The sequence below is a fragment of the Staphylococcus sp. GDY8P72P genome (genome assembly GCF_016890655.1).
GTDB lineage: Bacteria > Bacillota > Bacilli > Staphylococcales > Staphylococcaceae > Staphylococcus > Staphylococcus arlettae.
On record NZ_JAFEQJ010000027.1, the window covers coordinates 1 to 23215 of the forward strand.

Below are 23215 nucleotides of genomic sequence, written 5' to 3' on the forward strand. Positions count from 1 at the left end.
TCTATTTTTGATATTTAATGCTTCCATAATTTCTTTTACAGTATTTCCAGCTTATTTCATTTCAATCTTTTTATATTTTGTTTCTATTGAATAAGACATTATTTTCATAGAAAAAACACCTCCGTATGATTCATTTTAAATGAATTCAACGAAAGTGTTTTTATTTTATTCCCACTAATTGGGGTCAGTTCATTATGCTGTCCCAGTTTGATTTATAGATTTTGGTTATCCTGATTTACTTTAACAATTCTAGTATATTTTAAAAACTGTTCAGAATAACGTTGTTTGATTTCATTTAAACTTTCATAAGTTATACCAACTATATGCCAGTTAGGATTAAAATGATAAAAAGAATCTTTTTGACGTGACCATTTAATCATATTCCCATGTTTATTATAACGAGGCATGGTCACTTCATAACCTTCTAAAACATTTATAAATGTCTGAAAAACATCAGGATTAATACGATTAAAATTGTCGATTACAAGGTAACTTCTATCAGTACGTGGCATTAAATCAGTAATAAACCCTTCTCTAAAGTACATTGCTCCTGATTCATTAGGTAAATATTTACCATATAACATATCTTCAGTAAAATCTGGATGACCTGAAGTTATCACTGGATTGGCATTCGTTTTATGCAATAGGTTTTCAGCTGCTTTCAGACCCTCGTCACCAGGTTCAACTACTAATAAGATAAAAGGCTTAACGTCATCATCTTGTACTGGCATATTTGAGTCTTTATGTACCGATTCAAATTGTGGTTTCACGCCATTATTTTCACTTAATTCTTTAATTGCTTCATATTGTGTTTGAGATAAACTCGCTATGGCTTGTTTCGCATTTTCTTGTAGAAAATATAAGTTTTTTAATTTTGGATGTTTATTTAGTGTAGATAATGTCAATGGTGTGACGTGTTGTTCATATAGTACTTCAATTGCAGTACTATTTGTCCTACCTGCAATTGGCGATTTTTCGTGTATATGTTGTGTGACTTCTCCAATACCTACCACAGATTGATCCATTTTTTTATTATAAAAAACAAGCTTATCCCCTTGCTCTAATTGAGTATAAAAGTGATAGCCATTACGTTTAATACCATTGTAAGTATGCGTAAACAAAGTGTAAGTTTGATTAGGTTCAAACGTATCTTCTTCAGAAATAAAGAAATAACGTGGCACTTTCACCGCGCCAGTACCTAAACTTACAATTAAATTAAATTCTTCTTCTGTTATTTGGTTAAATAAGGTTTCTTTCATATTACTCATTCTGAACTCTAACAATTCACTACGTTTTAAGTAATCTGCAGTTAAAGGATTCAATTGTGCCTTTAATTCAAAATGCACTCGGATTTTATTTTGTGCACCTGTTTGCACACTCGTAATTTCGCCATAGCCTAATAGCCCTGTATTCATTTGTACTTGATAAAAGATTACTTGGTCGCCTACTTTAGCTTGTTTAAAGGCACGAAATCCTTGTGATGGATTAAATTGAGCACCGGATTCGAATAATGTAGTTTGACCTACTAATGGTTCATTATGATTCCAGCGATTATAACCGCAATTTAACCAAAAATAACTTGTTTCCTCTGTCATTTACGATACTCCCATCTTTTTTGTGAAATTCTATCTGTCAATTATATTCATACATTATTCCTGAAAACAAATGTAACCTGCTTTTCAGGAATACTTAATTGTATTATTTAACTTGTAGTCTCTGTGCTATACTTATTGTTTTTTACATATTGATTTGTGTTAGTGCACCTAACAATGGCATAACGTTGATAAGTATGCCTCCCAATTTAAGCGTTATTTTCACGTCTTTCTCAGGAAAAGTTACAATTGTACAAACTATACCTAAGAATGCTACAACCATTGGAAAAATAAGAGAAGGATACGGTGGTATATTTAAAAACACACCTGCTCCAGCCAGCAAACCACAAATAAGTGATATATATAAAAACTTATACAAACATATTCCTCCTCTTTCATTACATATAACTAATAATAACTTCGAGCTCACCTTCAAATACAGTGTCTAAATCATCTGACGTTAAAATAAAATTGTCAGCATGGTTCACACTGTAAACTTCACCATCAATTATAACATTGCCTGATCCTTTTAAAATTGAAACCAATACAAATTCTCTCGGTTTCATGTAATTTAACGTCCCTGTAATTTGCCATTTGACAATAGTAAAGAAATCATTGGAGACAAGTTTGACCTGTTTATGATTTTCAATCAGTTCAGTATCAGGTCTTAAGTTTAAATCGTCATCTTTAATCTCTAAAACATCTTGAGCCTTATCCAATTGTAAAGATCGGTCAAGGTAGTCTTGTTGATTTCGTTCATAATCGTAAATGCGATATGAAACATCTGAGGATTGCATTGTCTCATAAACTATAATACCTTCCCCTACTGAATGGACTGTGCCCGCCGGTATAAAATAAAACTCTCCTGGTTTGACTTTCACCGTATTAAAAAGATTATCAAAATCAGCATTTGCTATTTTGTTAAGTGCTTCATTTTTAGATTTAACATTTAAACCATAAATAATTTCTGCACCTGGTTTTGCATCTACAATATACCAACATTCAGACTTCCCATATTGACCATTTTCATGCTCATATGCATAGGCGTCATCAGGATGTACATGTACTGAAAGTGGTGCTTGTGCATCTACCATTTTAGTCATTAAAGGAAAATCTTCACTTGGAAAATCACCAAACATTTCTTTATTATTTGTCCATACTTTATCTAATGTTTGACCTTTAAATGGTCCATTTATAATTTCGCAACGTCCATTTGGATGAGCAGAAATGCCCCATGCCTCCCCAACATTATCACTGGGTAAATTATATCCATAGCGTTCTAAGTTGTTACCGCCCCATACTTTTGAATGGAATACAGGCTTTAAAAATAACGGCATACTACACCTCCGACAATTGTTCGTTTTCATGTTTGAATCACTAGTACACTAGCATATCTCATATTCATTGGAACTGCTTGTTATAGTTCAACTTTTACTAGTTAATGATCACGTATTATCACATGAGTATTGTTCAATTTATTTCTTTATGTATTATAGCAAGTCTCAGTTGATAATAATAGTATATTCAAATATAACTACTTTTTAAGTGCATAGACTGTTGATTGTTTATCAAAATTAAACATCAAGTTATAATAATGTTTCATACTAAGATGCTTCGAGGGATACATTGTGCTATGTCCAAACGTATTGCTTTGCTTATCTCCAAGTCGAATGAATACTTATCGCGTTGAACTAACCCTTACGTAACCATTCTATATATAAAAACATTACTCTTTTTTCTCTTTGAAATTTTGTAAAATAGTTGCTTTTATTTCTGATAAGTGAGCTTCCATCGCTGCGATTGCTTGCTCTTCTTGTTGTTGCTCAATCGCTAAATAAATCGCTTCATGTTCTTCATAAAGTTTTTCCATCGTTTTTTGCTTACTATATATAAAAATCTTACGTGTCTCTTTCATCGAATCTTGCATTAAACCTGAAATATTATTCATTAATTCTACTAATAATGAATTATTTGCGGCTTGAGCAATAGAGAGATGAAATTGCAAATCGGCAGCTTCTCCCGATGTACCATCCGACACAGCTTTCCCCATATCTGTTAAAGCCTTTTTCATATTTTCTAAATCTGTTGTCGAACGTTGAATTGCAGCTTTACCAACGGTAGTACGTTCAATAATCTCACGCAACTCAAGTAGTTCCTCAACTTGTGTTAATGAATTGAATTTTTCTCCAATTTCAAAAAAGATAGGTTCTTTTTGTTTAATAAAAGTACCATAGCCTTGTTTAATTTCAATAACGCCAATAGTCCTTAAAGCGTTTAATGCTTCTCTTATTGATGCTACACTAACACCATAATTTTGAGCCAATTTTTGTATAGATGGCAACTTATCGCCAACTTCATATTCTCCTGTTTTAATTTGTTCTAATAACAAATCTGCAACTTGTTCGTAAATTTTTACGTTCGAAATCTTCATTGTAGCTCCCCCTTACGATATCACAATTATATCAAATTATTTGCACTAATAATTAATGAAAGCCAATTCTTCCATATAATAATAAAAAAAGAGTGGGAAAATAATCAAATTAAACTAAATTTGATTTCATTTTCCCACTAAATATGATTAACATGCAATTCAATTATTTAAATTTATTAATTGCAGTTGTTAGTTCTTCTGTACCACTAATAATTTGGAATTCTGAATTATCAAAACCTGTTGTTGTTAGCACTTGACTAATTACAGAGGCAACATCTTCTCGAGGTATAGTTCCTTTGCCATCAAAGAAAGCAGCCGCATCAACTCTACCTGTTCCCGCTTCATCAAGTAAACCACCTGGATGGACAATGACATAGTTAAGACCAGAACGTTTTAAATGTTCATCCGCATAGTGCTTAGCGATTGTATATGGTTTTAATGCACCACTCTCATCAAATGCTTCTCTTCTAGAATCATAAGTAGATACCATCACATATTTTGACACATGATTTGCTTTACTTGCTTCGATAGTTTTCACAGCACCATCTAAATCGACAATAATTGTTTTATCAGCACCTGTGTTACCACCAGAACCTACTGAAAATACAACTTGATCGAATCCTTTAAATTTATCTGTCAGTGTCTCAATACTATCATTTTCAACATCGATAAGTTTGGCATCTATGCCTTTTCCTTGTAAATCATTTATTTGTTCTTCTTTTCTAACACCAGCAGTAAATGTTTCACCTGCATTTTGCAATTGCTGAATCAAATATTTACCTACACCACCATTAGCACCGATAACTAAAGTACTCATTAAATATACCTCCTCAAATTTACTAATTAATATACAGAATATACCCAATTGCTAATAAATAAAACTAATACGCTCACTTTTGACATGAGTAACACTTTATATTAATATATGAATATAAATACATATATTAATATAAAGAGGTGATTGTTTGACTCAACATTTTACTGATATATCTCCAGACTCTCTTGATACAGTCACTACCATTTTTAAAGCACTAAGTGATGGTACTAGAATCCGTATAGTAAATTTATTATCACAAGGTGAATGCAGTGTAGGCCATATTTCTCACACGTTACAAATAAGTCAATCTAATGTTTCACACCAATTACGTATACTTAAAGAAGCACATTTAGTCAAAGCTAATCGTCAAGGCCAATCAATGATTTACACAATTGATGATACGCATGTCACTACATTGCTACACCAATCATTACACCACGCAGAACATCAATAATGAAAAGAGGGATGACTTATGTCTTCACATAATCACGACCATAATCATAGCCATGTGCATACAAATAACAAAAAAGTATTATTATTCTCATTCATAATTATTGCAACCTTTATGGTAGTAGAAATTATTGGTGGGTTTGTAGCTAATAGTTTAGCTTTACTATCTGATGGCTTACACATGTTTAGTGATGCCATATCGTTAGGCGTAGCCTTAGTTGCGTTTATTTATGCGGAAAAACATGCTACTTTAAACAAAACATTCGGTTACAAACGTTTTGAAATTTTAGCAGCGTTGTTTAATGGGGTTACATTATTTGTTATCGGTATCATGATTATTATTGAAGCAATAAAACGTATGTTTAACCCAATCGAAGTCCAATCCACAGAAATGTTCATAATTAGTGTTATCGGCTTAATTGTTAATGTCATAGTTGCTACACTTATGTTTAAAGGTGGCGATACTAAAGACAATATCAATATGCGTGGCGCTTTTTTACATGTCTTAGGAGATCTGTTGGGTTCTGTAGGAGCAATTGTTGCTGCTATCATCATTTGGATTTGGGGATTTACTTTAGCCGATCCAATAGCTAGTATTATCGTATCGTTATTAATTATTAAAAGTGGCTGGGGTATTACAAAATCATCTGTCAATATATTAATGGAAGGTACACCGTCGAACATTGATATGGAAACTGCCATCAGCGTATTAACAGAAGAACCAGAAATCATCGCAGTACATGATTGTCACTTATGGACTATTTCTAATGACATCAATGCATTAAGCTGTCATGCAGTCGTCTCCCCAAAATTAAGTATTGATGACTGTGAATATATCTTACAACGTATTGAACATAACCTAGCACATTTAAATATTCAACATATGACTATCCAATTAGAAACACCTAAACATAAGCATGACGATCACACATTATGTACATTGCATTAATTACAAAAGACACGATAAGCAAACACCGTAATAAATTGATATGGTGTGACTTATCGTGTCTTTATATTATAGAAATTTATCAAAAATTAATGATTTACCAGGTACTTGTTTTTCATCAAACCCACGTAAAAATTCTTCATTATCATATGCTACTTTAACTCGGTCAATAGAGATGACATCCTCTTCAATAGTAACCAATCCATAAACAGCATGAGCACCATTGTTTAACCCCACTGCTCCTGGATTAAAATATATTTTTTCTTTGTCATCAAACAAATGAACTGTATGATTATGGCCAAAAACAATTAAATCAGCTTGTTTATCACTAAATAACGTTTGCATTGCTTCTTCTGTAGGTTCAGTGATTGGACTGAATGGTTGTTTATCAATCGGTGCACTCAACTGCTCATTCGGTATTTCATAATGAATAAATAAAACTTTTTTATTTCCAAATTTTTTCTCTATTACTCTCGGTAATTCATTTAATTTGTCATAATAATCTTCATCTAAATGATTTTCAATCCACTGATGATGTTCAAAAAATTTATCTTTTAAATCTTCTGGGTAAGGAGTATCGTTAACTAACGACATAACCGCTTCATCATGATTGCCGGCAATAATTTCCATGTCATCTCTGTCAAAAATATAATCTAGAACTTTATTCGTTTCATGACCCACACCAATATTATCTCCAAGATTATAAATTTTATCTACATCGCCTTTTCTATCAATATCATCTAATACCGCTTCGAGTGCATCAAAATTACCATGTACATCAGTAATAACTGCAAATTTCATGATGATGTCTCCTTTCATTATTTCTCATTAGGACATTTTAACATTTTATACCTGTTTTGTTACCTATTAATTTTAAAAATTTCATTTTTTTGATATTGTGATTATATCACTAAAAAGGAGTGCTTAAATTTTGTTTAAATTTCATAAACTTGCTATACGAAATGCCAAACCACAAAATGGGAAAATTTTAATGTTTACTATAGTAGGTTTTCTCATAGCAATGATATTAGCATATCTTGCTGTCTTACCAGTTCAACCAGCTATCTATAAATTTGCGATAGCACAAGCAACACAACAACCCATAGGTTCATCTATATTTATGATTATATTAGCCATTATCATACCATTAGTAGTATTTTTATTCATTGGCTATCCACTAATTTCAAGTGTACTATATACTATAGATAAAGCTTTAACAAAGCAAAATACTAAATTCACAGATATTTTTTCAACATTTAAAAAAGGTAAATATCTAAAATCTGTAATTTTAGGATTAATCACATTAATATTTTTCATCGTATTAATGCTAGTAAATTTATTATTAGGTAAATTGCTTAACTTTTTAATAGTTAAAGGATTCTCGGCATTACAAGGTCCTATCAGTAGCTCATCAAATGCTTTAGGTATTTCATTAACTATACAAATTATCGCAGCCACAGTTCTAGTGTTTATCCTATCATTTGTTTATTGGCTATTTGTTGTCATCATCGTTAACTATACTTTATCCTTTGTGAAAAACCCTAATTTAGGCGCATGGAAAGCAGTTAAACAAGGTTTTGCAAAAATTAAAAATGGTAATAAAACTTGGTTTAAATTTTATTTAGGATTATTATTACTTAATTTAATTGTTATATTATTTGCTAACCCAATAAGTCAATTAGTTAATATTTTAACTGGTGGCATATCTCAAACTGTAGCAGTAGCGCTAGCTTATGCAATTACAATTTTAGTTATTGTTATTCGTTTAGTTGTTTACTATATTAACTTGTTAGCAATTATCCAATATCATATTGAAGATGGTTCAACTGCTAACTTAGCATCTAGTAAAAAGAAAAAAAGTGATGACAAGAGCTTAACTAATCAAGTAAAACAACAAACAACTGATGACACCACTGCATCATCCAATATTAAAGATGACGCAAAAAAACAAGCTTCTGATGCTCAATCAAAAGCTGAAGATGTCACAAAAGATATCAAAGATAAAAAAGAATAATTAGTGTGTAATTAAAATGTAGGAGACTTATTTAAAGTCATCCTAAAAAATGACTAATCCTTTATTTAAAGGATTAGTCATTTTTATTATCTTAAACGTTATTATTTATTTTAATAAAAATCAATGTCTTAACTTTTGCTCTATGTTATAACGTTAAAAACTTTTGTTGTAAATAATGTGCTGCACCATCTTCTTCATTAGTTAAAGACGTCACTTCATCGCAAAGTGCTTGAATTTCTGGGCGTGCATTTTTCATTGCGACGGTGTGCTGACCAAATGCAAACATCGCACGATCGTTATCACTATCACCAATTACTAATGTTTCACTTTGTTTAATACCAAAATACTCTATCATTTCTTTAATGCCCGTGCCTTTATCAACGTTATATGGCATTGTTTCTGCATTAAAGCGGGATGAATTTGACACACTAATACTGAGATTTTCTTTTTCTTCACCTAACATTGCTCTAAATGCTGTGATTTTATCGTATTCAGGTGAAAATAAATAAATTTTCGAAAATTTTTGGTCTACCAATTCTGTAACCCATTCTACCTTGTCTTTGATCGCATCTTTTCTTGAAAACCATTCACTTTCCCCTACATTTCCAGGCGGGGTATCAGCCTCAAACATCGTCATTGCCCATCGTTTGTCTTCCGCTAAAATAACGCGTGTTGAATCAAAAGGAAATACCTCATAGTAAATACCTTGTTGTCGTGCTTTTTCAACAATTTGTGTGACTGATGCTAAAGTTAAACTATGTTTAAATACTTCTTTATCATCAACCATACCTAGCGTCCCATTTGAACTAACAATGCCATCTACACTAAAATTTTCTGGTACTAAATGATGAATTTCATTATGTGCTCTGCCTGTTGCTAAAAACACTTTATATCCTTGTTTTTTTAGTGCATCAATAGTACGGACTGTAGTATCACTCACAAAATTATCTTTATGTAAAATTGTCCCATCCATATCTAAAAAAATTGCTTTAACTTTAGTCATTTCATATCCTCCAGCTCTTGTTTAATCATTACTAAAAAGTGCATATCTATTATTTTGATAAGCTACTTTAACATTTTTATTAAAAAATTCCGATAATGTAGTGTCGTTCAATATTTCAGTTATTGGTCCCGCTTTATAGCAAACGCCATTTTTCAGTAATAAGCCCTTATCAATTTGTGGTGTAATTTCTTCAACAAAATGAGTCACATAAATAACTGCTAAGTCAGGATTATCGACATACATTTGTTCTAACGCTTGTAGCAAGCTTTCCCTAGCAATAAAATCTAATCCGGTAGCAGGTTCATCTAGCACAAGTAACGATGGATTCCCCATTAAAGCACGTGCTATTAATACGCGCTGACGTTCCCCTGTAGATAAATAGCCATAATATTGTTGTTCAAATTCTGTCATACCTAATTGCGCTAAATAAGTTTGCGCAGCTTCCTTATGGCTTTCAGTTGGTTGTTGAAACACACCTATAGATTTAAAAGCTCCACTGATAACTACATCAAGTACTCGCTCCCCATCTTGAAATCGATTCATTAAACTATGCGATACAAATCCAATATGACTACGTACATTTTCTGCAGAATAACCAATTTTACCTGGTGTCATACCAAATAATGTCATCTTGCCTGCTGTATTAGGTTCATAAGCATTTAAAATATTAAGCAAAGTTGTTTTGCCAGCACCATTTAAACCATACAACATCCAATGTTCCCCTTTATGAATTTGCCATGAAACATCAGACAAGATATTGTTCCCTTGTTTACGTCGTGCAATGTGTTCCAAATCAACCAACATACGTGTCACCGCTTTCTATCTTGTTTTTACTTAGATAATAATATTACTTATCAAGTATAGTAGCCAACGACTTACCTTTAGCCACATCATCAATTAATTTATCCAAATATCTAATTTCTTTCATTAAGCTTTCTTCCATATTTTCTACTCTTACACCACATATCACACCTGTTATGTTCCGTCTTGATGGATTTAATCGAGGAGCTTCAGCAAAAAATGTTTCAAAATCAACATCAGCATTTAGTTGTTGATGCAACGTTTTAATATCGTAACCCGTTAGCCAACTGATCACTTCATCTACTTCATCTTGCGTTCTACCTTTTTTCTCAACTTTCGTGACATAATGTGGATACACTTTATTGACAGCCATCGTATATATTTTTGGTTGTGACATTAGCGACACCTCACTTTGCGTTAACTTTAGTTAATATCCATAGTTTACCATTTAATATAGCAGATAAAAATAGAACCATATGACAAATATCATATGATTCTACTTTAATATGTGTATTAATTATTCAACTGTAACTGATTTTGCTAAGTTACGTGGTTTATCAACATCTAAGTCTCTGTGTAATGCTGCATAATAAGAAATTAATTGCAACGCTACAACTGATACTAATGGAGTTAATAACTCGTGTACATGAGGAATGACATAAGTATCTCCGTCCTTATTAAGACCTTCCATTGAAATAATACATGGATTTGCTCCACGTGCTACAACTTCTTTCACATTACCACGAATTGATAAGTTTACCTTCTCTTGAGTTGCTAAGGCAACAACAGGTGTACCATCTTCAATAAGAGCTATTGTACCGTGTTTCAATTCGCCACCAGCAAAACCTTCAGCCTGGATATATGAAATTTCTTTAAGTTTCAACGCGCCTTCTAAACTAACATTATAATCAATAGTACGGCCGATAAAGAAAGCATTTCTTGTTGTTCTTAAGTAATCAGTCGCTACTTGTTCCATTACATCAGCATCATCAACAATTGCCTCGATCGCCGTTGTTACTTTTGCTAATTCACGTAATAAATCGATTTCTGATTCTTTACCATGTTCTTTAGCAACAATTTGTGACAAGATTGATAATACAGCAATTTGTGCTGTGTATGCCTTAGTTGAAGCTACAGCTATTTCAGGACCAGCATGTAACAATAATGTATGATTTGCTTCACGTGATAACGTTGAGCCAGGTACATTTGTTATCGTTAATGATTTATGTCCTAATTTATTAGTTTCTACTAATACTGCACGACTATCTGCTGTTTCACCAGATTGTGAAATGTAAATGAATAATGGTTTTTCTGATAATAGTGGCATGTTGTAAACAAATTCTGACGCTACATGTACTTCTGTTGGTACACCTGCCCATTTTTCAATGAATTCTTTACCAACAAGACCTGCATGGTAACTTGTACCTGCTGCAATAACATAAATTCTATCAGCTTGTGCTACATCTTTAACAATATCTTTATCAATTTTCAATTCACCATTGTCATCTTGATATTCTTGAATGATACGACGCATTACAGCTGGTTGTTCATGAATTTCTTTCAACATATAATGATCATAAACACCTTTTTCAGCATCTGCTGCATCAATTTCAGCAGTATAAGCTGCACGCTCTTGTTCTTGGCCATTTTGATCTTTAATGATTACTTTATCTCTTTTAACAATAACAATTTCATGGTCATGAATTTCTTTATATTGATTTGTTACTGTTAACATTGCAAGTGCATCTGACGCAATAACATTAAAATCATCGCCGACACCAATTAATAATGGAGATTTATTTTTAGCTACAAAAATTGTTTCATTATCGTGGCTATCGATTAAACCTAAAGCATAAGAACCTTCTAATAAAGATACAACTTTACTAAAAGCCGCTTCAGTTTCTAAACCTTGATTTGAGAAATGTTCAACTAATTGTACAATTACTTCAGTATCTGTATCAGATAAAAATGTTACATCTGCTAAATATTCATTTTTTAATTCTTCATAGTTTTCAATGACACCGTTGTGAACTAAAGTAAAACGTTCAGTCGCTGATTGGTGAGGATGTGAGTTTTCATGGTTTGGTACGCCATGTGTTGCCCAACGTGTATGACCAATACCCACATTACCGTCTGTATTTTCACTATCAGTTACTTTTCTTAACTCTGCAATACGACCTTTTTCTTTAAATACTGTTGTACCTTCTTCATTCACAACAGCTACACCAGCTGAATCGTAACCTCTATATTCTAATTTTTCCAAACCTTTTAATAATAATTCTTTGGCATTATCATGCCCAATATATCCAACAATTCCGCACATATTTAATTTCCTCCAGTTGTCTAGCAACAGGGGGTTCTCGTATAAAAATAGCTCTCACTGTATTGATGCTTATTATTATAAATCACTTAAAAAAGTACAGAAATCCCCCTATTGCAGTATAATCGTTTTCGTTATTTGTTTTATGGCTAACTTATTAACTTTGTGCACAAGGTTGCCCTAGTGTTTTCCTTAATAAGATAACGAATGAGCCACATCCGAGATAGCATCCGCCGAAAAATCGATAACTATCTTCCTCGTCTACAAGCTTCATAGTTAAGACATATTAGTATTTCTGATTAAACACTAAATCTTGGACTTAATTATTCATCACTTGCACAGGCGCTTTAAATTGATATTACTTTCACTTTGCCCTCCTTCCACTCAATAAAACTATTGTACAACTTATATATATCCTTTGGCAAACTTTTTATGACTTTCAGTAAATTAATTGTAAATTTTTCATTAAGATGTAAATCAATGAAACCTATTTTTGGTAATGACAATTATGTCATGAATCGTGTGCCAAAGTTGAAATTAGTTTATATTGTGGCTAACGTGGTAAAACCCTTACAATTAAAGTATAAAAATTATAGAAAAAGAGGTGCATATTATGTCTCAAGCTCAGACTGAAGAAAAGAAGGGTCTTGGTCGTAAAGTACAAGCATTTGGGTCATTTTTAAGTAGTATGATTATGCCTAATATTGGTGCATTCATCGCTTGGGGTTTTATCGCTGCCATATTTATCGACGGTGGTTGGTTCCCAAATAAAGATTTGGGCGGCTTAGCTGGTCCGATGATTACGTATTTAATTCCATTATTAATCGCTTATAGTGGTGGTAAATTAATCCATGACATGCGAGGCGGTATTATTGCAGCTGTAGCAACAATGGGTGTAATTGTTGCATTACCAGATACACCAATGTTGCTAGGCGCTATGATTATGGGGCCACTTGTTGGTTGGCTCATGAAAAAAACCGATGAATTCATTCAGCCTAGAACGCCACAAGGTTTTGAAATGTTATTCAATAATTTCTCTTCTGGTATTCTAGGTTTCATCATGACAATAGTAGGATTTAAAATATTAGCTCCTATTATGCAGTTTATAATGCATATTTTATCAGTAGCAGTAGAAGCATTAGTTCATGCTCACGTTTTACCATTAGTAAGTATCATTGTTGAACCTGCAAAAATTGTTTTCTTAAACAATGCAATTAATCACGGTGTATTCACACCATTAGGTGCAGACCAATCAGCTTCAGCAGGTCAATCAATCCTATATACTATTGAATCAAATCCTGGGCCAGGACTTGGTGTGTTATTAGCATATATGATTTTTGGTAAAGGCACTGCTAAAGCAACGTCTTACGGTGCAGGAATTATCCACTTCTTTGGTGGTATTCATGAAATTTATTTCCCTTACGTTTTAATGAGACCGTTATTATTCATCGCAGTTATTTTAGGTGGTATGACAGGTGTAGCAACTTACTCATTATTTGATTTTGGATTCAAAAGCCCAGCATCTCCAGGGTCATTTATAGTCTATGTTTTAAATTCTCCTAAAGGTGAATTACTATACATGATTATAGGTGTCGTTTTAGCGACTTTAGTGTCATTCTTAGTATCAGCTATTATTTTAAAATTCACAAAAGAACCTAAACAAGATCTTGAAGCAGCTACTGCCAAAATGGAAGAAACTAAAGGTAAAAAATCTAGTGTATCTTCTAAATTAGCAAGTAGTGAAGGTGCTGCAACAACTGACGCTAGTGAACAAGAAAATAGTGAAGCTGACGACGATGGTGATTTATTAGATAATTATGATACGGAAAATGTAGACGCTCATGATTATAGTAAAGTAAATCATGTCATATTTGCTTGTGATGCAGGTATGGGTTCAAGTGCGATGGGAGCTAGTATGTTACGTAATAAATTTAAAAAAGCAAATATTAAAGACGTTAACGTAACTAATACGGCAATTAATCAATTACCATCTGATGCACAACTTGTCATTACTCAGAAAAAATTAACTGACCGTGCAATCAAACAAGTACCAAATGCTATTCATATCTCAGTTGATAATTTCTTAAATTCCCCTAGATATGACGAATTACTAGCAAACTTAAATCAAGAAGAAAATTAATATAAACAGACAAAGGAGGACACGACTATGTTGTTAAGTACTCGTGAAAAAGAAATTATTGCCATGTTAATTAAATACCATGGTCAATATGTAACAATTTACGATATTGCTCAACATCTAGCAGTGTCCTCTCGTACTGTTCATAGAGAGTTAAAATCAATTGAAAGCGCATTGGCCAACTTCAATATCACTTTAGAACGCGTTAATAAAAAAGGTTTGCAATTATTAGGGAATACTATTCAAATCGAACATTTAAAACGATATATTCAACAACATACCACTGTTGATTTATCAGTAGAAGAACAAAAGGTCATTATACTTTATGCTTTGATTCAATCAAAAGAATCTATAAAGCAATATAGTTTAGCACATGAAATTGGTGTCTCTATCCAAACATTGACTAAATTGTTAGATGACTTAACTGAAGAATTATTACAGTATCAACTGGTACTACAGAAAAAAAGAGGAGAAGGTATCTATTTAAAAGGTCCTGAATCCAAAAAAAGAGAACTCTTAAGTCAACTCATGGTTAATAATTTAAATAGTACTAGTGTTTATTCAGTCATTGAAAATCATTTTGTCTATCAATCTATTAACCAAAATCAATTAAACATGGTAGACATGGATAAAATATTCCAAGTAGAACGTATTCTTATGGACCATTTAGGTCGCTTACCCTACACCCTAACAGAATCAAGCTACCTTACATTAACTGTTCATATTGTATTAAGTATTGATCGTATGTTGAATGGTGATTATGTTTCATTAAACGATGAATTATATATTGACATTCGTCATACATTTGAACATGAAATAGCCACTGCTTTAAGTTTACATTTGGAACATATTTATGGCGTAGCGTTTAATCAAGCAGAGATTGGTTTTATTACTATACATTTACGTGGCGCAAAGCGTAAAGATTCTAATCAAGTAGATAGTAGTGACGAAAGTGAACAGTTCCCAATTGATACTTTTATTACACAAGTATCACGCATCTCGCAAATTTCATTTGATAATACTGCAACATTAATTGAAGGACTTAAATTGCATATCATTCCAGCAATAAATCGTCTTAAAGCGAATATTGAGACATATAATCCTTTAACTGACATGATCAAGAAAGATTATCCTTTATTATTTGCTAGTGTAAAGAAAGCACTTTATATGGTATGGCCTAAACTGCAATTTCCTGATAGTGAAATAGGCTTTATCGTGCTTCATTTTGGCGGTGCAATTAATAAGAAAGTTACTTCAGATTTTCATGTGTTGGTGGTATGTAGTAGCGGAATTGGCACAAGTCAAATTTTAGCTGCACGCTTGCAACAATCATTTCCAGATATCACTAGTACGACACAAGCGTCAGTCGGTGATTTAGTTGATTTAGATTTACAACGCTATGCAGCAATAGTATCAACGGTTGATTTAGATATTTTCGCACCTTATATTACTGTCAATCCGTTATTACCAGATACAGATATTAATCATGTCGCATCTTTCATGAAACTACAACAAACACAGTCACAACAATCGACTGAACTTGAATCTAATATCAACATAAGTATTCAACATCAAGATGATACTTTGCGTTATATACGCAATGGTTTAACTTTAATTGATAATGTAAATATTGAATATACAGATGTTACAGAAATAAATGATTATTTAACGACACATTTATATCAACAACAAATTATAAACGATGTACAGTCATTCGCTGATGAACTTCAACAACGTTCATTGACACAAAATTATATTTTGGACCCCTATCCAATCGCTATACCTCATTTAAAACATCGATTGATTTTGCGTCCATATATATTAGTTACAATATTAAATCAGCCAATGGAAGTTATTGATGATCAAAATGACAAACACACTATTCAGTATTTACTTGCTATGTTTGCACCAGAGGATGACTTTAGCGCTGAAATTATTAGCCGCTTCTCTAGTGCCTTTGCAAATCATTTAACTGAATTGGAAACACTTATGTTATATCCCGAACGCATTCGGGAATTGGTGAAACAAAGCTATTTACAAGAATTACAAAATAAATTACAAGATGGAGTGGATAATTATGACTGAATTATTTAGTAACGAAAACATTTTTTTAAACGCAACTGTGAGCAACCGTAATGAAGCCATTGAACAAGCTGGCAAAGCATTAGTGTCAAGTGGTGCAGTTACCGATGCATATATTCAAGCTATGAAAGACCGTGAAGAAGTTGTTTCAACATTTATGGGTAATGGCTTAGCTATTCCACATGGTACTGACGAAGCCAAAACAAGTGTTTTAAAATCTGGTTTAACTTTACTACAAATTCCAAACGGCATTGACTGGGATGGCGAAGAGGTAAAAGTTGTTGTAGGTATCGCTGGTAAAGATGGTGAACATTTAGATTTACTATCTAAAATTGCAATCACATTTAGTGAAGAAGAAAATGTTGACCGTATCGTTAATGCTTCTTCTGCTGAAGAAATCAAACAAGTATTTGAGGAGGCTGAAGCATAATGAAAGCATTACACTTTGGAGCAGGTAACATTGGACGAGGATTTATCGGTTATATTCTTGCCGATAATCAGGTTAAAGTTACTTTTGCCGATGTTAATGCAGAAATTATTGACGCCTTAGATCAACAACATGAATACGATGTTATTTTAGCTGATGAAGCTAAAACAACAACTCATGTTCATAACGTTGATGCAATTAACTCAGGACAACCTTCTGAGGAATTAAAGCAAGCTGTATTAGAAGCTGATATAATTACAACTGCAGTTGGTGTCAATATTTTACCTATCATCGCAAAAAGCTTTGCACCTTATTTAAAAGAAAAACAAAATCATGTCAATATCGTTGCGTGTGAGAATGCTATCATGGCTACGAATACATTAAAAGAAGCAATATTAGATATTACTGGTCCATTAGGTGATCATATTCATTTTGCTAACTCTGCAGTAGATCGTATAGTACCTATTCAAACAAATGACAATATTTTAGATGTTGTAGTTGAACCATTTTTCGAATGGGTGGTCGAAAAAGACGCATGGCATGGTCCAGAATTGAACCATATTAAATATGTTGATGATTTAACACCTTACATTGAACGTAAGTTACTAACAGTTAACACTGGCCATGCTTTCTTAGCATACGCAGGTGCTTATCAACAATTACCTACAATACTAGAAGCTATTAAAAACTCACAAATTAAAGATGGTTTACATGCGGTATTAAAAGAAACAAGTGCTTATATTACTAAAGAATTCAACTTCAATGAACAAGCACAAGCACAATATGTCGATAAAATCATCGGTCGTTTTGAAAATCCTAATCTATCAGATGAAGTAACTCGAGTAGGTCGTGGTACTCTTAGAAAGATTGGGCCAAAAGATAGAATTATCAAACCACTGACATATCTTTATAATCACAATCTGCCACACGACAATTTAACTAAGTTAGCTGCATTATTATTAAAATACGATGACGTTAACGATCAAGAAACAGTTGAAAAAAATAAATATATCGATACTCACGGATTAGATGGTTTCTTGAAAACGTATGCTAAAACAGATGATCACTTAACTACTGAGATTATAACAGCTTACAATCAATTATAACTTCAGTATCAATAATGAGTTATCGTAAATTTTCAGTTCAAAAAAAGGATGAGACACAAATCGTGTCCCATCCTTTTACTATATTATAAATCTTAATCCAAGCCCATTTTTTCTTGTACAACATCCGCAATAGTTTTAGCAAAACGTTGGGCATCTTCATCTGTCGCAGCTTCTACCATAACACGTACTAATGGTTCTGTACCTGAAGGTCGCACTAAGATTCTACCCTCGCCATTCATTTCAACTTCTACTTTAGTCATAATTTCCTGAACGTCTATATTTTCTTCTACTCTATATTTATCTGTAACGCGTACATTTACTAATGATTGTGGATATTTTTTCATTTGAGCTGCAAGTTGACTTAATTTTTTACCAGTAAGTTTAATTGTAGCCGCAAGATGTACGCCTGTCAGTAATCCATCTCCTGTAGTATTGTAATCCATCATAACAATATGTCCGGATTGCTCGCCACCTAAGTTATAATTACCTCTACGCATTTCTTCTACAACATAACGATCTCCAACTTTTGTTTTATTAGATTTAATTCCAGCTTCATCTAGCGCTTTATAAAAGCCTAAGTTACTCATTACAGTAGATACAATCATGTTATCATTTAACTCATGATTTTTAGCCATTTCTTGACCTATGATAAACATGATTTGGTCTCCATCTACAATATCTCCATTTTCATCAACAGCAATAAGTCTATCACCATCGCCATCAAAAGCTAATCCGAAATCTGCTTCTGATTCAACTACGGTTTTAGCCAATGTTTCTGGATGAGTTGAGCCTACTTGTTCATTTATGTTATAACCATCTGGATTACAACCAATAGTTACTGTATCAGCTTCTAAATCACCGAATAAAAATGGTGCTAATGATGAAGTAGATCCATGTGCACCGTCTAATGCTATCTTCATACCATCTAAATCAACATCAATTGTAGATTTTAAGTAACTTATATATTTTTGAGCGCCTTCAAAGTAATCAGAATAATGCACAATGGCATCACCTACTGGTCTTGGCAGATCCGGATTTTCTTGGTCTAAAAGTGTTTCAATTTCTTGTTCTTGCTCATCTGATAATTTAAAACCATCTGAACCAAAGAATTTAATACCATTATCTGCAACTGGATTATGGGAAGCGGAAATCATAACACCCAACTCTGCTTCCATTGCCTTAGTTAAATAAGCAACACCTGGAGTTGAAATTACACCTAATCGCATTACTTCTGCACCAATTGAAATCATACCAGCGATTAATGCTGATTCAAGCATTTGTCCCGATACTCGTGTATCTCTTCCAACTAATACTTTAGGGTGATTTTTCCCTTGATTATGGGCTAAAACATAGCCACCGTAACGCCCTAATTTAAATGCGAGTTCAGGAGTTAGCTCTTTATTTGCTATCCCTCTAACTCCATCTGTACCAAAATATTTTGCCATTTTTATTTCTCCTTTTGCTCTATAATTATATTATTTAACTATAACTTTTGCAGTAGTGTCATTAGGTTCTACTTTAGATACTTCATCCGGAACATCCAGCTGTACTGACTTGTCTGTTGTTTCTGATATATTATCTAAGTCTATTTCACCTTTTATCTCATCTACATCTTCAAGTTCTTTTCTGTTACCAAAAACCTCTACTTCTTTATCACTTAATTCGATGTCATCTATTTCTTTGCCATTTGCTAAACTGCCAGTTGTTTTAGTCTTAATTTTCACCTTTTTACTGTATGGCTCTACTTTAGCACTTAAGTTCACTTCTTCTGGCTGAATAGAAACATCTAATTTATTTAAGTTTCTATCAAATGCTGTGATTTTGGCAACATCAGTTGTATCTTTACTAATTTTACTATTATTTTTATACGTTGCTTTCAAGTACGCAATTTTATCAATTTGATCTTGTCCTCCTGTTACTTTCACAGTATCAGGCGAAACAGATTGTTCACTCACTTTATAATCTGTATCGACATCATTACTACTTACATCTGGCTCAACTTTTAAGTTTTTCGTTACTTTTTCTTCTAAGTTAACAGTAGCCTCTTTAGGCTTTACATCATAATCTATATCTTTGTTTAAGCCATGAACTTTAAACTGTGTTGTATGTCGTCCAGATTTTTCACTGTTTAAATCAAGTGTTACTTTGATATTTTGTCCATTTTCAGCTTTTAAAATTTGCGACTGTGGACCAGATATTTCTACATCAACTGTTTCAGGTACTTTACTAGCATATAATTTATTACTATTATATTTTACTTCCACTGGAACATCTTGAAGTGTCTCTGTTGTCTTTTGACTAAATTTGTCTGCATTAAACATATTTCCAAACACATTATTTGCAGATAAAAAGAAAAACACAGCGAGAGCTAAAGCAATTAAGCGTAAACCCCATTTACTTTCCAACATATTATTTCACACCTTTCTGTTGTAAGTGTGAACCAAACCAATGTTCTGCCAATAATTCTTCAAATGCTTCAGTGGATATATCTTTACGTAATTTGCCATCAAATGTTACTGAAATAGATCCTGTTTCTTCGGATACAATAACAGTAAACGCATCTGATACTTCTGATATACCAACAGCTGCTCTATGTCGCGTACCTAGGCTTTTAGCAATTTTAGCACTGTCTGATAGAGGCAAATAGCATGCCGCACTGGCGATTTTATTTTCTTGAATAATCATAGCACCATCATGCAACGGTGTATTTGGAATGAAAACATTTGTTAACAATTCTTGAGAAATATTGGAATTCATTGGAATACCAGTTTCTATATAATCTTGTAAACCAGTATTTTTTTCAAAAACAATTAAAGCACCAATACGTCTTTTTGCCATATATTGCACTGCTTTTGATACAGCTACTATGAGTTTATTTTCATCACTGTTAATATTACTACCATAGCGCTTAAATAAACTACCTCGGCCTAGCTGCTCCAAAGCTCTTCTAATTTCTGGTTGGAAGATAACAATTAATGCTAATACCCCCCATTGAATAACTATATCGAACAAGCGCGATGTTGCCGTTAAGCTCAACATTTTACTTATTTGTTGTCCGATTACTATTACGATAATTCCTTTTAATAATTGAATGGCCTTTGTACCTTTAAATACTGTAATGAGAAGATAAAGTACGTACCATACGATTAGTAAGTCTAGTACACTTGTTATTATTTTAACAGTGTTCCAATTATCAAATAAGCTGGATAAATCCATAACATCTCCTCCGGTATTCTAATCCCATAATATGTATTATACCAATCTTCGCTTAGCCTGTCATATCATGCCTGTTCATTATATAAATAACTTTGACATTAAATTAATTATTTATCAAAATTATATATTATTATTTATACCCTTAATAAGATAACAATAAAAGACGTTTATGATGAAAAGTTGATTCATCATAAACGTCTTTTGCACTTACTATAATAAAGTTTCTCCGAAGAAACTACCCATTAAACAGACAGCTTGTTCAGCTGTGTGATTGTTTTGATCAATTAATGGATTTACTTCTACAACATCCATTGATGTAATCAAATTAGTATTGTGCAGCATTTCTAAAGCAAAATGGCTTTCTCTGTATGTAAGTCCACCTAATACCTTAGTACCTGTACCAGGTGTTTCCACTGGATCAAGTGCATCAACATCTAGTGACAGGTGAATTCCATCTGTTTTGTCTTTTAGATAAGATACTGATTCTTCCATTACTTGCTTAATACCGTTTCTATCAATATCAGCCATAGTATAAGTTTTGATATTATTTTCTCTGATAAAGTCACGCTCACCAATATCTAAGTCTCTCATACCTATTAATACAATATTTTCAGGTTTCACTTTAGGTGCATAACCAGAGATATTCACTAATTGTTTATCGCCATCCCCTAGCAATACCCTTAAAGGCATACCGTGGATATTCCCTGATGGAGATTCTTCAGGAATATTTAAATCACCATGGGCATCGTACCATATAATACCCAAATTTTCATAATGTTGACTAACCCCTGATATAGAACCAATAGCAATAGAATGATCCCCACCAATGATAAGTGGAAAAGCTTGATTTTTTATACTGCTAGAAACTGCATTACTTAAATTTTCAGAAACCTCAATAATTTCATTTAAATTGCGTAATCCTTCTTGTTTACCTTTGAATTTTTCAACGTCAACAGCAGGAACGGCAATATCTCCTTTATCTTCTACTGAATGACCTATATTTTTAAGTCGCTCTACTAGTCCAGCATATCTCAAAGCATCCGGTCCAAAGTTCACCCCTAATTTTCTTTGTCCAAATGTAGATGGTGCTCCAATAATATGTATGTTCTTCATATTCTCATAACCCCTTTGTAAAGAATTTAATATAAGAATACGTTATCATTAACTATCTTTCAAGTTTTCTTAGTACTGAGAAAGCCCGACATGACAGGCAAAATACATATAAAATCATAATTTTGATTTAACATTCATTATATACAACATTCATGTATATTTTATCAAAAAAAATGTATATAAAATTTCATAAAAAAAGAAGTACTTTCTTATGAAAGTACTTCTTCAATAGTGAGCCATAGAGGATTCGAACCTCTGACCCTCTGATTAAAAGTCAGATGCTCTACCAACTGAGCTAATGGCTCTAATGGCTGGGCTAGCTGGATTCGAACCAGCGCGTGACGGAGTCAAAGTCCGTTGCCTTACCGCTTGGCTATAGCCCATTAATGGTGGAGGGGGGCAGATTCGAACTGCCGAACCCGAAGGAGCGGATTTACAGTCCGCCGCGTTTAGCCACTTCGCTACCCCTCCGACATTATAAAATAAAAATGGTGGAGAATGACGGGTTCGAACCGCCGACCCTCTGCTTGTAAGGCAGATGCTCTCCCAGCTGAGCTAATTCTCCAATATGTAATGACCCCGACGGGACTCGAACCCGTGTTACCGCCGTGAAAGGGCGGTGTCTTAACCGCTTGACCACGGGGCCATATGGCTCCACAGGTAGGACTCGAACCTACGACCGATCGGTTAACAGCCGATAGCTCTACCACTGAGCTACTGTGGAATAATTTTATTACAATGCCTGGCAACGTCCTACTCT

At 33.2% G+C, this 23215-nt stretch carries 21 protein-coding genes and 6 tRNA genes; 7 read left to right on the forward strand and 20 right to left on the reverse strand.

Translation table 11 applies throughout. The features are described from left to right. Nucleotides 1-212 precede the first annotated feature (212 nt). From JVU85_RS10960 to JVU85_RS10980, 5 genes are all read right to left on the reverse strand, one after another. On the reverse strand, nucleotides 213-1595 hold the full coding sequence (locus JVU85_RS10960; protein WP_204172572.1) for an EVE domain-containing protein: 1383 nt from the start codon (nucleotides 1593-1595) through the stop codon (nucleotides 213-215). Between the two features lie 142 nt (nucleotides 1596-1737). Beyond that, nucleotides 1738-1971, reverse strand: a complete 234-nt coding sequence (locus JVU85_RS10965; protein ID WP_002510362.1) for a hypothetical protein — start codon at nucleotides 1969-1971, stop codon at nucleotides 1738-1740. 19 nt (nucleotides 1972-1990) lie between these two features. Further along, a complete protein-coding gene (locus tag JVU85_RS10970; protein ID WP_002510361.1) occupies nucleotides 1991-2929 on the reverse strand; it encodes a type I phosphomannose isomerase catalytic subunit in 939 nt (312 codons plus the stop codon). A 389-nt stretch (nucleotides 2930-3318) separates the two neighbouring features. Then, a complete protein-coding gene (locus JVU85_RS10975) occupies nucleotides 3319-4023 on the reverse strand; it encodes a FadR/GntR family transcriptional regulator (protein ID WP_002510360.1) in 705 nt (234 codons plus the stop codon). Between the two features lie 163 nt (nucleotides 4024-4186). Further along, nucleotides 4187-4840, reverse strand: a complete 654-nt coding sequence (locus JVU85_RS10980) for an SDR family oxidoreductase (protein ID WP_002510359.1) — start codon at nucleotides 4838-4840, stop codon at nucleotides 4187-4189. 148 nt (nucleotides 4841-4988) lie between these two features. Between JVU85_RS10980 and JVU85_RS10985 the strand changes: the two genes are divergently transcribed. Both JVU85_RS10985 and czrB read left to right on the forward strand, forming a co-directional pair. Further along, nucleotides 4989-5294, forward strand: a complete 306-nt coding sequence (locus JVU85_RS10985) for an ArsR/SmtB family transcription factor (RefSeq protein ID WP_002510358.1) — start codon at nucleotides 4989-4991, stop codon at nucleotides 5292-5294. Between the two features lie 18 nt (nucleotides 5295-5312). Then, entirely contained in the window at nucleotides 5313-6239 is a 927-nt protein-coding gene (gene czrB, locus JVU85_RS10990; RefSeq protein ID WP_002510357.1) for a CDF family zinc efflux transporter CzrB, read from the forward strand. 66 nt (nucleotides 6240-6305) lie between these two features. Here the strand turns inward: czrB and JVU85_RS10995 are convergent, their stop codons facing one another. After that, nucleotides 6306-7037 (reverse strand): metallophosphoesterase family protein, encoded by a 732-nt coding sequence (locus tag JVU85_RS10995; protein ID WP_002510356.1) that lies wholly within the window; start codon nucleotides 7035-7037, stop codon nucleotides 6306-6308. Between the two features lie 130 nt (nucleotides 7038-7167). Between JVU85_RS10995 and JVU85_RS11000 the strand changes: the two genes are divergently transcribed. Next, the gene (locus JVU85_RS11000; RefSeq protein WP_021459012.1) at nucleotides 7168-8250 is read left to right on the forward strand and encodes a hypothetical protein; all 1083 of its coding nucleotides are present in this window, start codon (nucleotides 7168-7170) and stop codon (nucleotides 8248-8250) included. Between the two features lie 145 nt (nucleotides 8251-8395). Here JVU85_RS11000 and JVU85_RS11005 read toward each other — a convergent pair whose 3' ends face one another. From JVU85_RS11005 to glmS, 4 genes are all read right to left on the reverse strand, one after another. Then, the gene (locus JVU85_RS11005) at nucleotides 8396-9253 is read right to left on the reverse strand and encodes an HAD family hydrolase (RefSeq protein ID WP_021459013.1); all 858 of its coding nucleotides are present in this window, start codon (nucleotides 9251-9253) and stop codon (nucleotides 8396-8398) included. Between the two features lie 21 nt (nucleotides 9254-9274). Continuing rightward, a complete protein-coding gene (locus JVU85_RS11010; RefSeq protein WP_103388803.1) occupies nucleotides 9275-10057 on the reverse strand; it encodes an ABC transporter ATP-binding protein in 783 nt (260 codons plus the stop codon). 43 nt (nucleotides 10058-10100) lie between these two features. Then, entirely contained in the window at nucleotides 10101-10451 is a 351-nt protein-coding gene (locus tag JVU85_RS11015) for a DUF2200 domain-containing protein (RefSeq protein WP_002510352.1), read from the reverse strand. A 120-nt stretch (nucleotides 10452-10571) separates the two neighbouring features. Beyond that, nucleotides 10572-12377 (reverse strand): glutamine--fructose-6-phosphate transaminase (isomerizing), encoded by a 1806-nt coding sequence (gene glmS, locus JVU85_RS11020; protein WP_002510351.1) that lies wholly within the window; start codon nucleotides 12375-12377, stop codon nucleotides 10572-10574. 610 nt (nucleotides 12378-12987) lie between these two features. On the opposite strand from glmS, the gene JVU85_RS11025 reads away from it, so the two are divergent. From JVU85_RS11025 to JVU85_RS11040, 4 genes are read left to right on the forward strand one after another with little or no spacing between them, the layout of a single operon-like run. After that, nucleotides 12988-14514, forward strand: coding sequence for a PTS mannitol transporter subunit IIBC (locus tag JVU85_RS11025; protein WP_021459017.1), 1527 nt, complete (start codon nucleotides 12988-12990; stop codon nucleotides 14512-14514). Between the two features lie 27 nt (nucleotides 14515-14541). Further along, entirely contained in the window at nucleotides 14542-16596 is a 2055-nt protein-coding gene (locus tag JVU85_RS11030) for a BglG family transcription antiterminator (protein WP_204172574.1), read from the forward strand. Next, a complete protein-coding gene (locus JVU85_RS11035) occupies nucleotides 16589-17023 on the forward strand; it encodes a PTS mannitol transporter subunit IIA (RefSeq protein WP_204172576.1) in 435 nt (144 codons plus the stop codon). Before JVU85_RS11030 ends, JVU85_RS11035 begins: the two co-directional genes overlap by 8 nt. Further along, nucleotides 17023-18126, forward strand: coding sequence for a mannitol-1-phosphate 5-dehydrogenase (locus tag JVU85_RS11040; RefSeq protein ID WP_103388801.1), 1104 nt, complete (start codon nucleotides 17023-17025; stop codon nucleotides 18124-18126). Before JVU85_RS11035 ends, JVU85_RS11040 begins: the two co-directional genes overlap by 1 nt. A gap of 92 nt (nucleotides 18127-18218) precedes the next feature. Here JVU85_RS11040 and glmM read toward each other — a convergent pair whose 3' ends face one another. The 10 genes from glmM to JVU85_RS11090 form a co-directional block, all read right to left on the reverse strand. Further along, nucleotides 18219-19571, reverse strand: coding sequence for a phosphoglucosamine mutase (glmM, locus tag JVU85_RS11045; protein WP_002510346.1), 1353 nt, complete (start codon nucleotides 19569-19571; stop codon nucleotides 18219-18221). Between the two features lie 30 nt (nucleotides 19572-19601). Beyond that, entirely contained in the window at nucleotides 19602-20534 is a 933-nt protein-coding gene (locus JVU85_RS11050) for a CdaR family protein (RefSeq protein ID WP_204172578.1), read from the reverse strand. Between the two features lies 1 nt (nucleotide 20535). Beyond that, nucleotides 20536-21342: a diadenylate cyclase CdaA gene (gene cdaA, locus JVU85_RS11055; RefSeq protein ID WP_002510344.1), complete on the reverse strand. Its 807-nt coding sequence runs from the start codon at nucleotides 21340-21342 to the stop codon at nucleotides 20536-20538. A 210-nt stretch (nucleotides 21343-21552) separates the two neighbouring features. After that, the gene (rocF, locus tag JVU85_RS11060) at nucleotides 21553-22455 is read right to left on the reverse strand and encodes an arginase (RefSeq protein WP_204172579.1); all 903 of its coding nucleotides are present in this window, start codon (nucleotides 22453-22455) and stop codon (nucleotides 21553-21555) included. Nucleotides 22456-22687: 232 nt separating this feature from the next. Then, a tRNA-Lys gene (locus JVU85_RS11065) sits at nucleotides 22688-22760 on the reverse strand. Nucleotides 22761-22763: 3 nt separating this feature from the next. Continuing rightward, a tRNA-Gln gene (locus tag JVU85_RS11070) sits at nucleotides 22764-22838 on the reverse strand. A 4-nt stretch (nucleotides 22839-22842) separates the two neighbouring features. Beyond that, nucleotides 22843-22926: transfer RNA gene (locus tag JVU85_RS11075), tRNA-Tyr, on the reverse strand. Between the two features lie 18 nt (nucleotides 22927-22944). Further along, nucleotides 22945-23020: transfer RNA gene (locus JVU85_RS11080), tRNA-Val, on the reverse strand. Nucleotides 23021-23029: 9 nt separating this feature from the next. Continuing rightward, nucleotides 23030-23101, reverse strand: a tRNA-Glu gene (locus tag JVU85_RS11085). A 3-nt stretch (nucleotides 23102-23104) separates the two neighbouring features. Continuing rightward, nucleotides 23105-23179 (reverse strand) — tRNA-Asn (locus JVU85_RS11090). Nucleotides 23180-23215: the final 36 nt, after the last annotated feature.

Bases quoted from the DNA above. Each gene is read 5' to 3' on its own strand.
- JVU85_RS10995 (WP_002510356.1), bottom strand. From the start codon at position 7,037: ATGAAATTTGCAGTTATTACTGATGTACATGGTAATTTTGATGCACTC.
- JVU85_RS11030 (WP_204172574.1), top strand. From the start codon at position 14,542: ATGTTGTTAAGTACTCGTGAAAAAGAAATTATTGCCATGTTAATTAAA.
- JVU85_RS11050 (WP_204172578.1), bottom strand. From the start codon at position 20,534: ATGTTGGAAAGTAAATGGGGTTTACGCTTAATTGCTTTAGCTCTCGCT.
- glmS (WP_002510351.1), bottom strand. From the start codon at position 12,377: ATGTGCGGAATTGTTGGATATATTGGGCATGATAATGCCAAAGAATTA.
- JVU85_RS10980 (WP_002510359.1), bottom strand. From the start codon at position 4,840: ATGAGTACTTTAGTTATCGGTGCTAATGGTGGTGTAGGTAAATATTTG.
- glmM (WP_002510346.1), bottom strand. From the start codon at position 19,571: ATGGCAAAATATTTTGGTACAGATGGAGTTAGAGGGATAGCAAATAAA.
- JVU85_RS11025 (WP_021459017.1), top strand. From the start codon at position 12,988: ATGTCTCAAGCTCAGACTGAAGAAAAGAAGGGTCTTGGTCGTAAAGTA.
- JVU85_RS11035 (WP_204172576.1), top strand. From the start codon at position 16,589: ATGACTGAATTATTTAGTAACGAAAACATTTTTTTAAACGCAACTGTG.
- JVU85_RS11040 (WP_103388801.1), top strand. From the start codon at position 17,023: ATGAAAGCATTACACTTTGGAGCAGGTAACATTGGACGAGGATTTATC.
- JVU85_RS10975 (WP_002510360.1), bottom strand. From the start codon at position 4,023: ATGAAGATTTCGAACGTAAAAATTTACGAACAAGTTGCAGATTTGTTA.
- JVU85_RS10960 (WP_204172572.1), bottom strand. From the start codon at position 1,595: ATGACAGAGGAAACAAGTTATTTTTGGTTAAATTGCGGTTATAATCGC.
- rocF (WP_204172579.1), bottom strand. From the start codon at position 22,455: ATGAAGAACATACATATTATTGGAGCACCATCTACATTTGGACAAAGA.
- czrB (WP_002510357.1), top strand. From the start codon at position 5,313: ATGTCTTCACATAATCACGACCATAATCATAGCCATGTGCATACAAAT.
- JVU85_RS11010 (WP_103388803.1), bottom strand. From the start codon at position 10,057: ATGTTGGTTGATTTGGAACACATTGCACGACGTAAACAAGGGAACAAT.
- cdaA (WP_002510344.1), bottom strand. From the start codon at position 21,342: ATGGATTTATCCAGCTTATTTGATAATTGGAACACTGTTAAAATAATA.
- JVU85_RS10970 (WP_002510361.1), bottom strand. From the start codon at position 2,929: ATGCCGTTATTTTTAAAGCCTGTATTCCATTCAAAAGTATGGGGCGGT.
- JVU85_RS11015 (WP_002510352.1), bottom strand. From the start codon at position 10,451: ATGTCACAACCAAAAATATATACGATGGCTGTCAATAAAGTGTATCCA.
- JVU85_RS11005 (WP_021459013.1), bottom strand. From the start codon at position 9,253: ATGACTAAAGTTAAAGCAATTTTTTTAGATATGGATGGGACAATTTTA.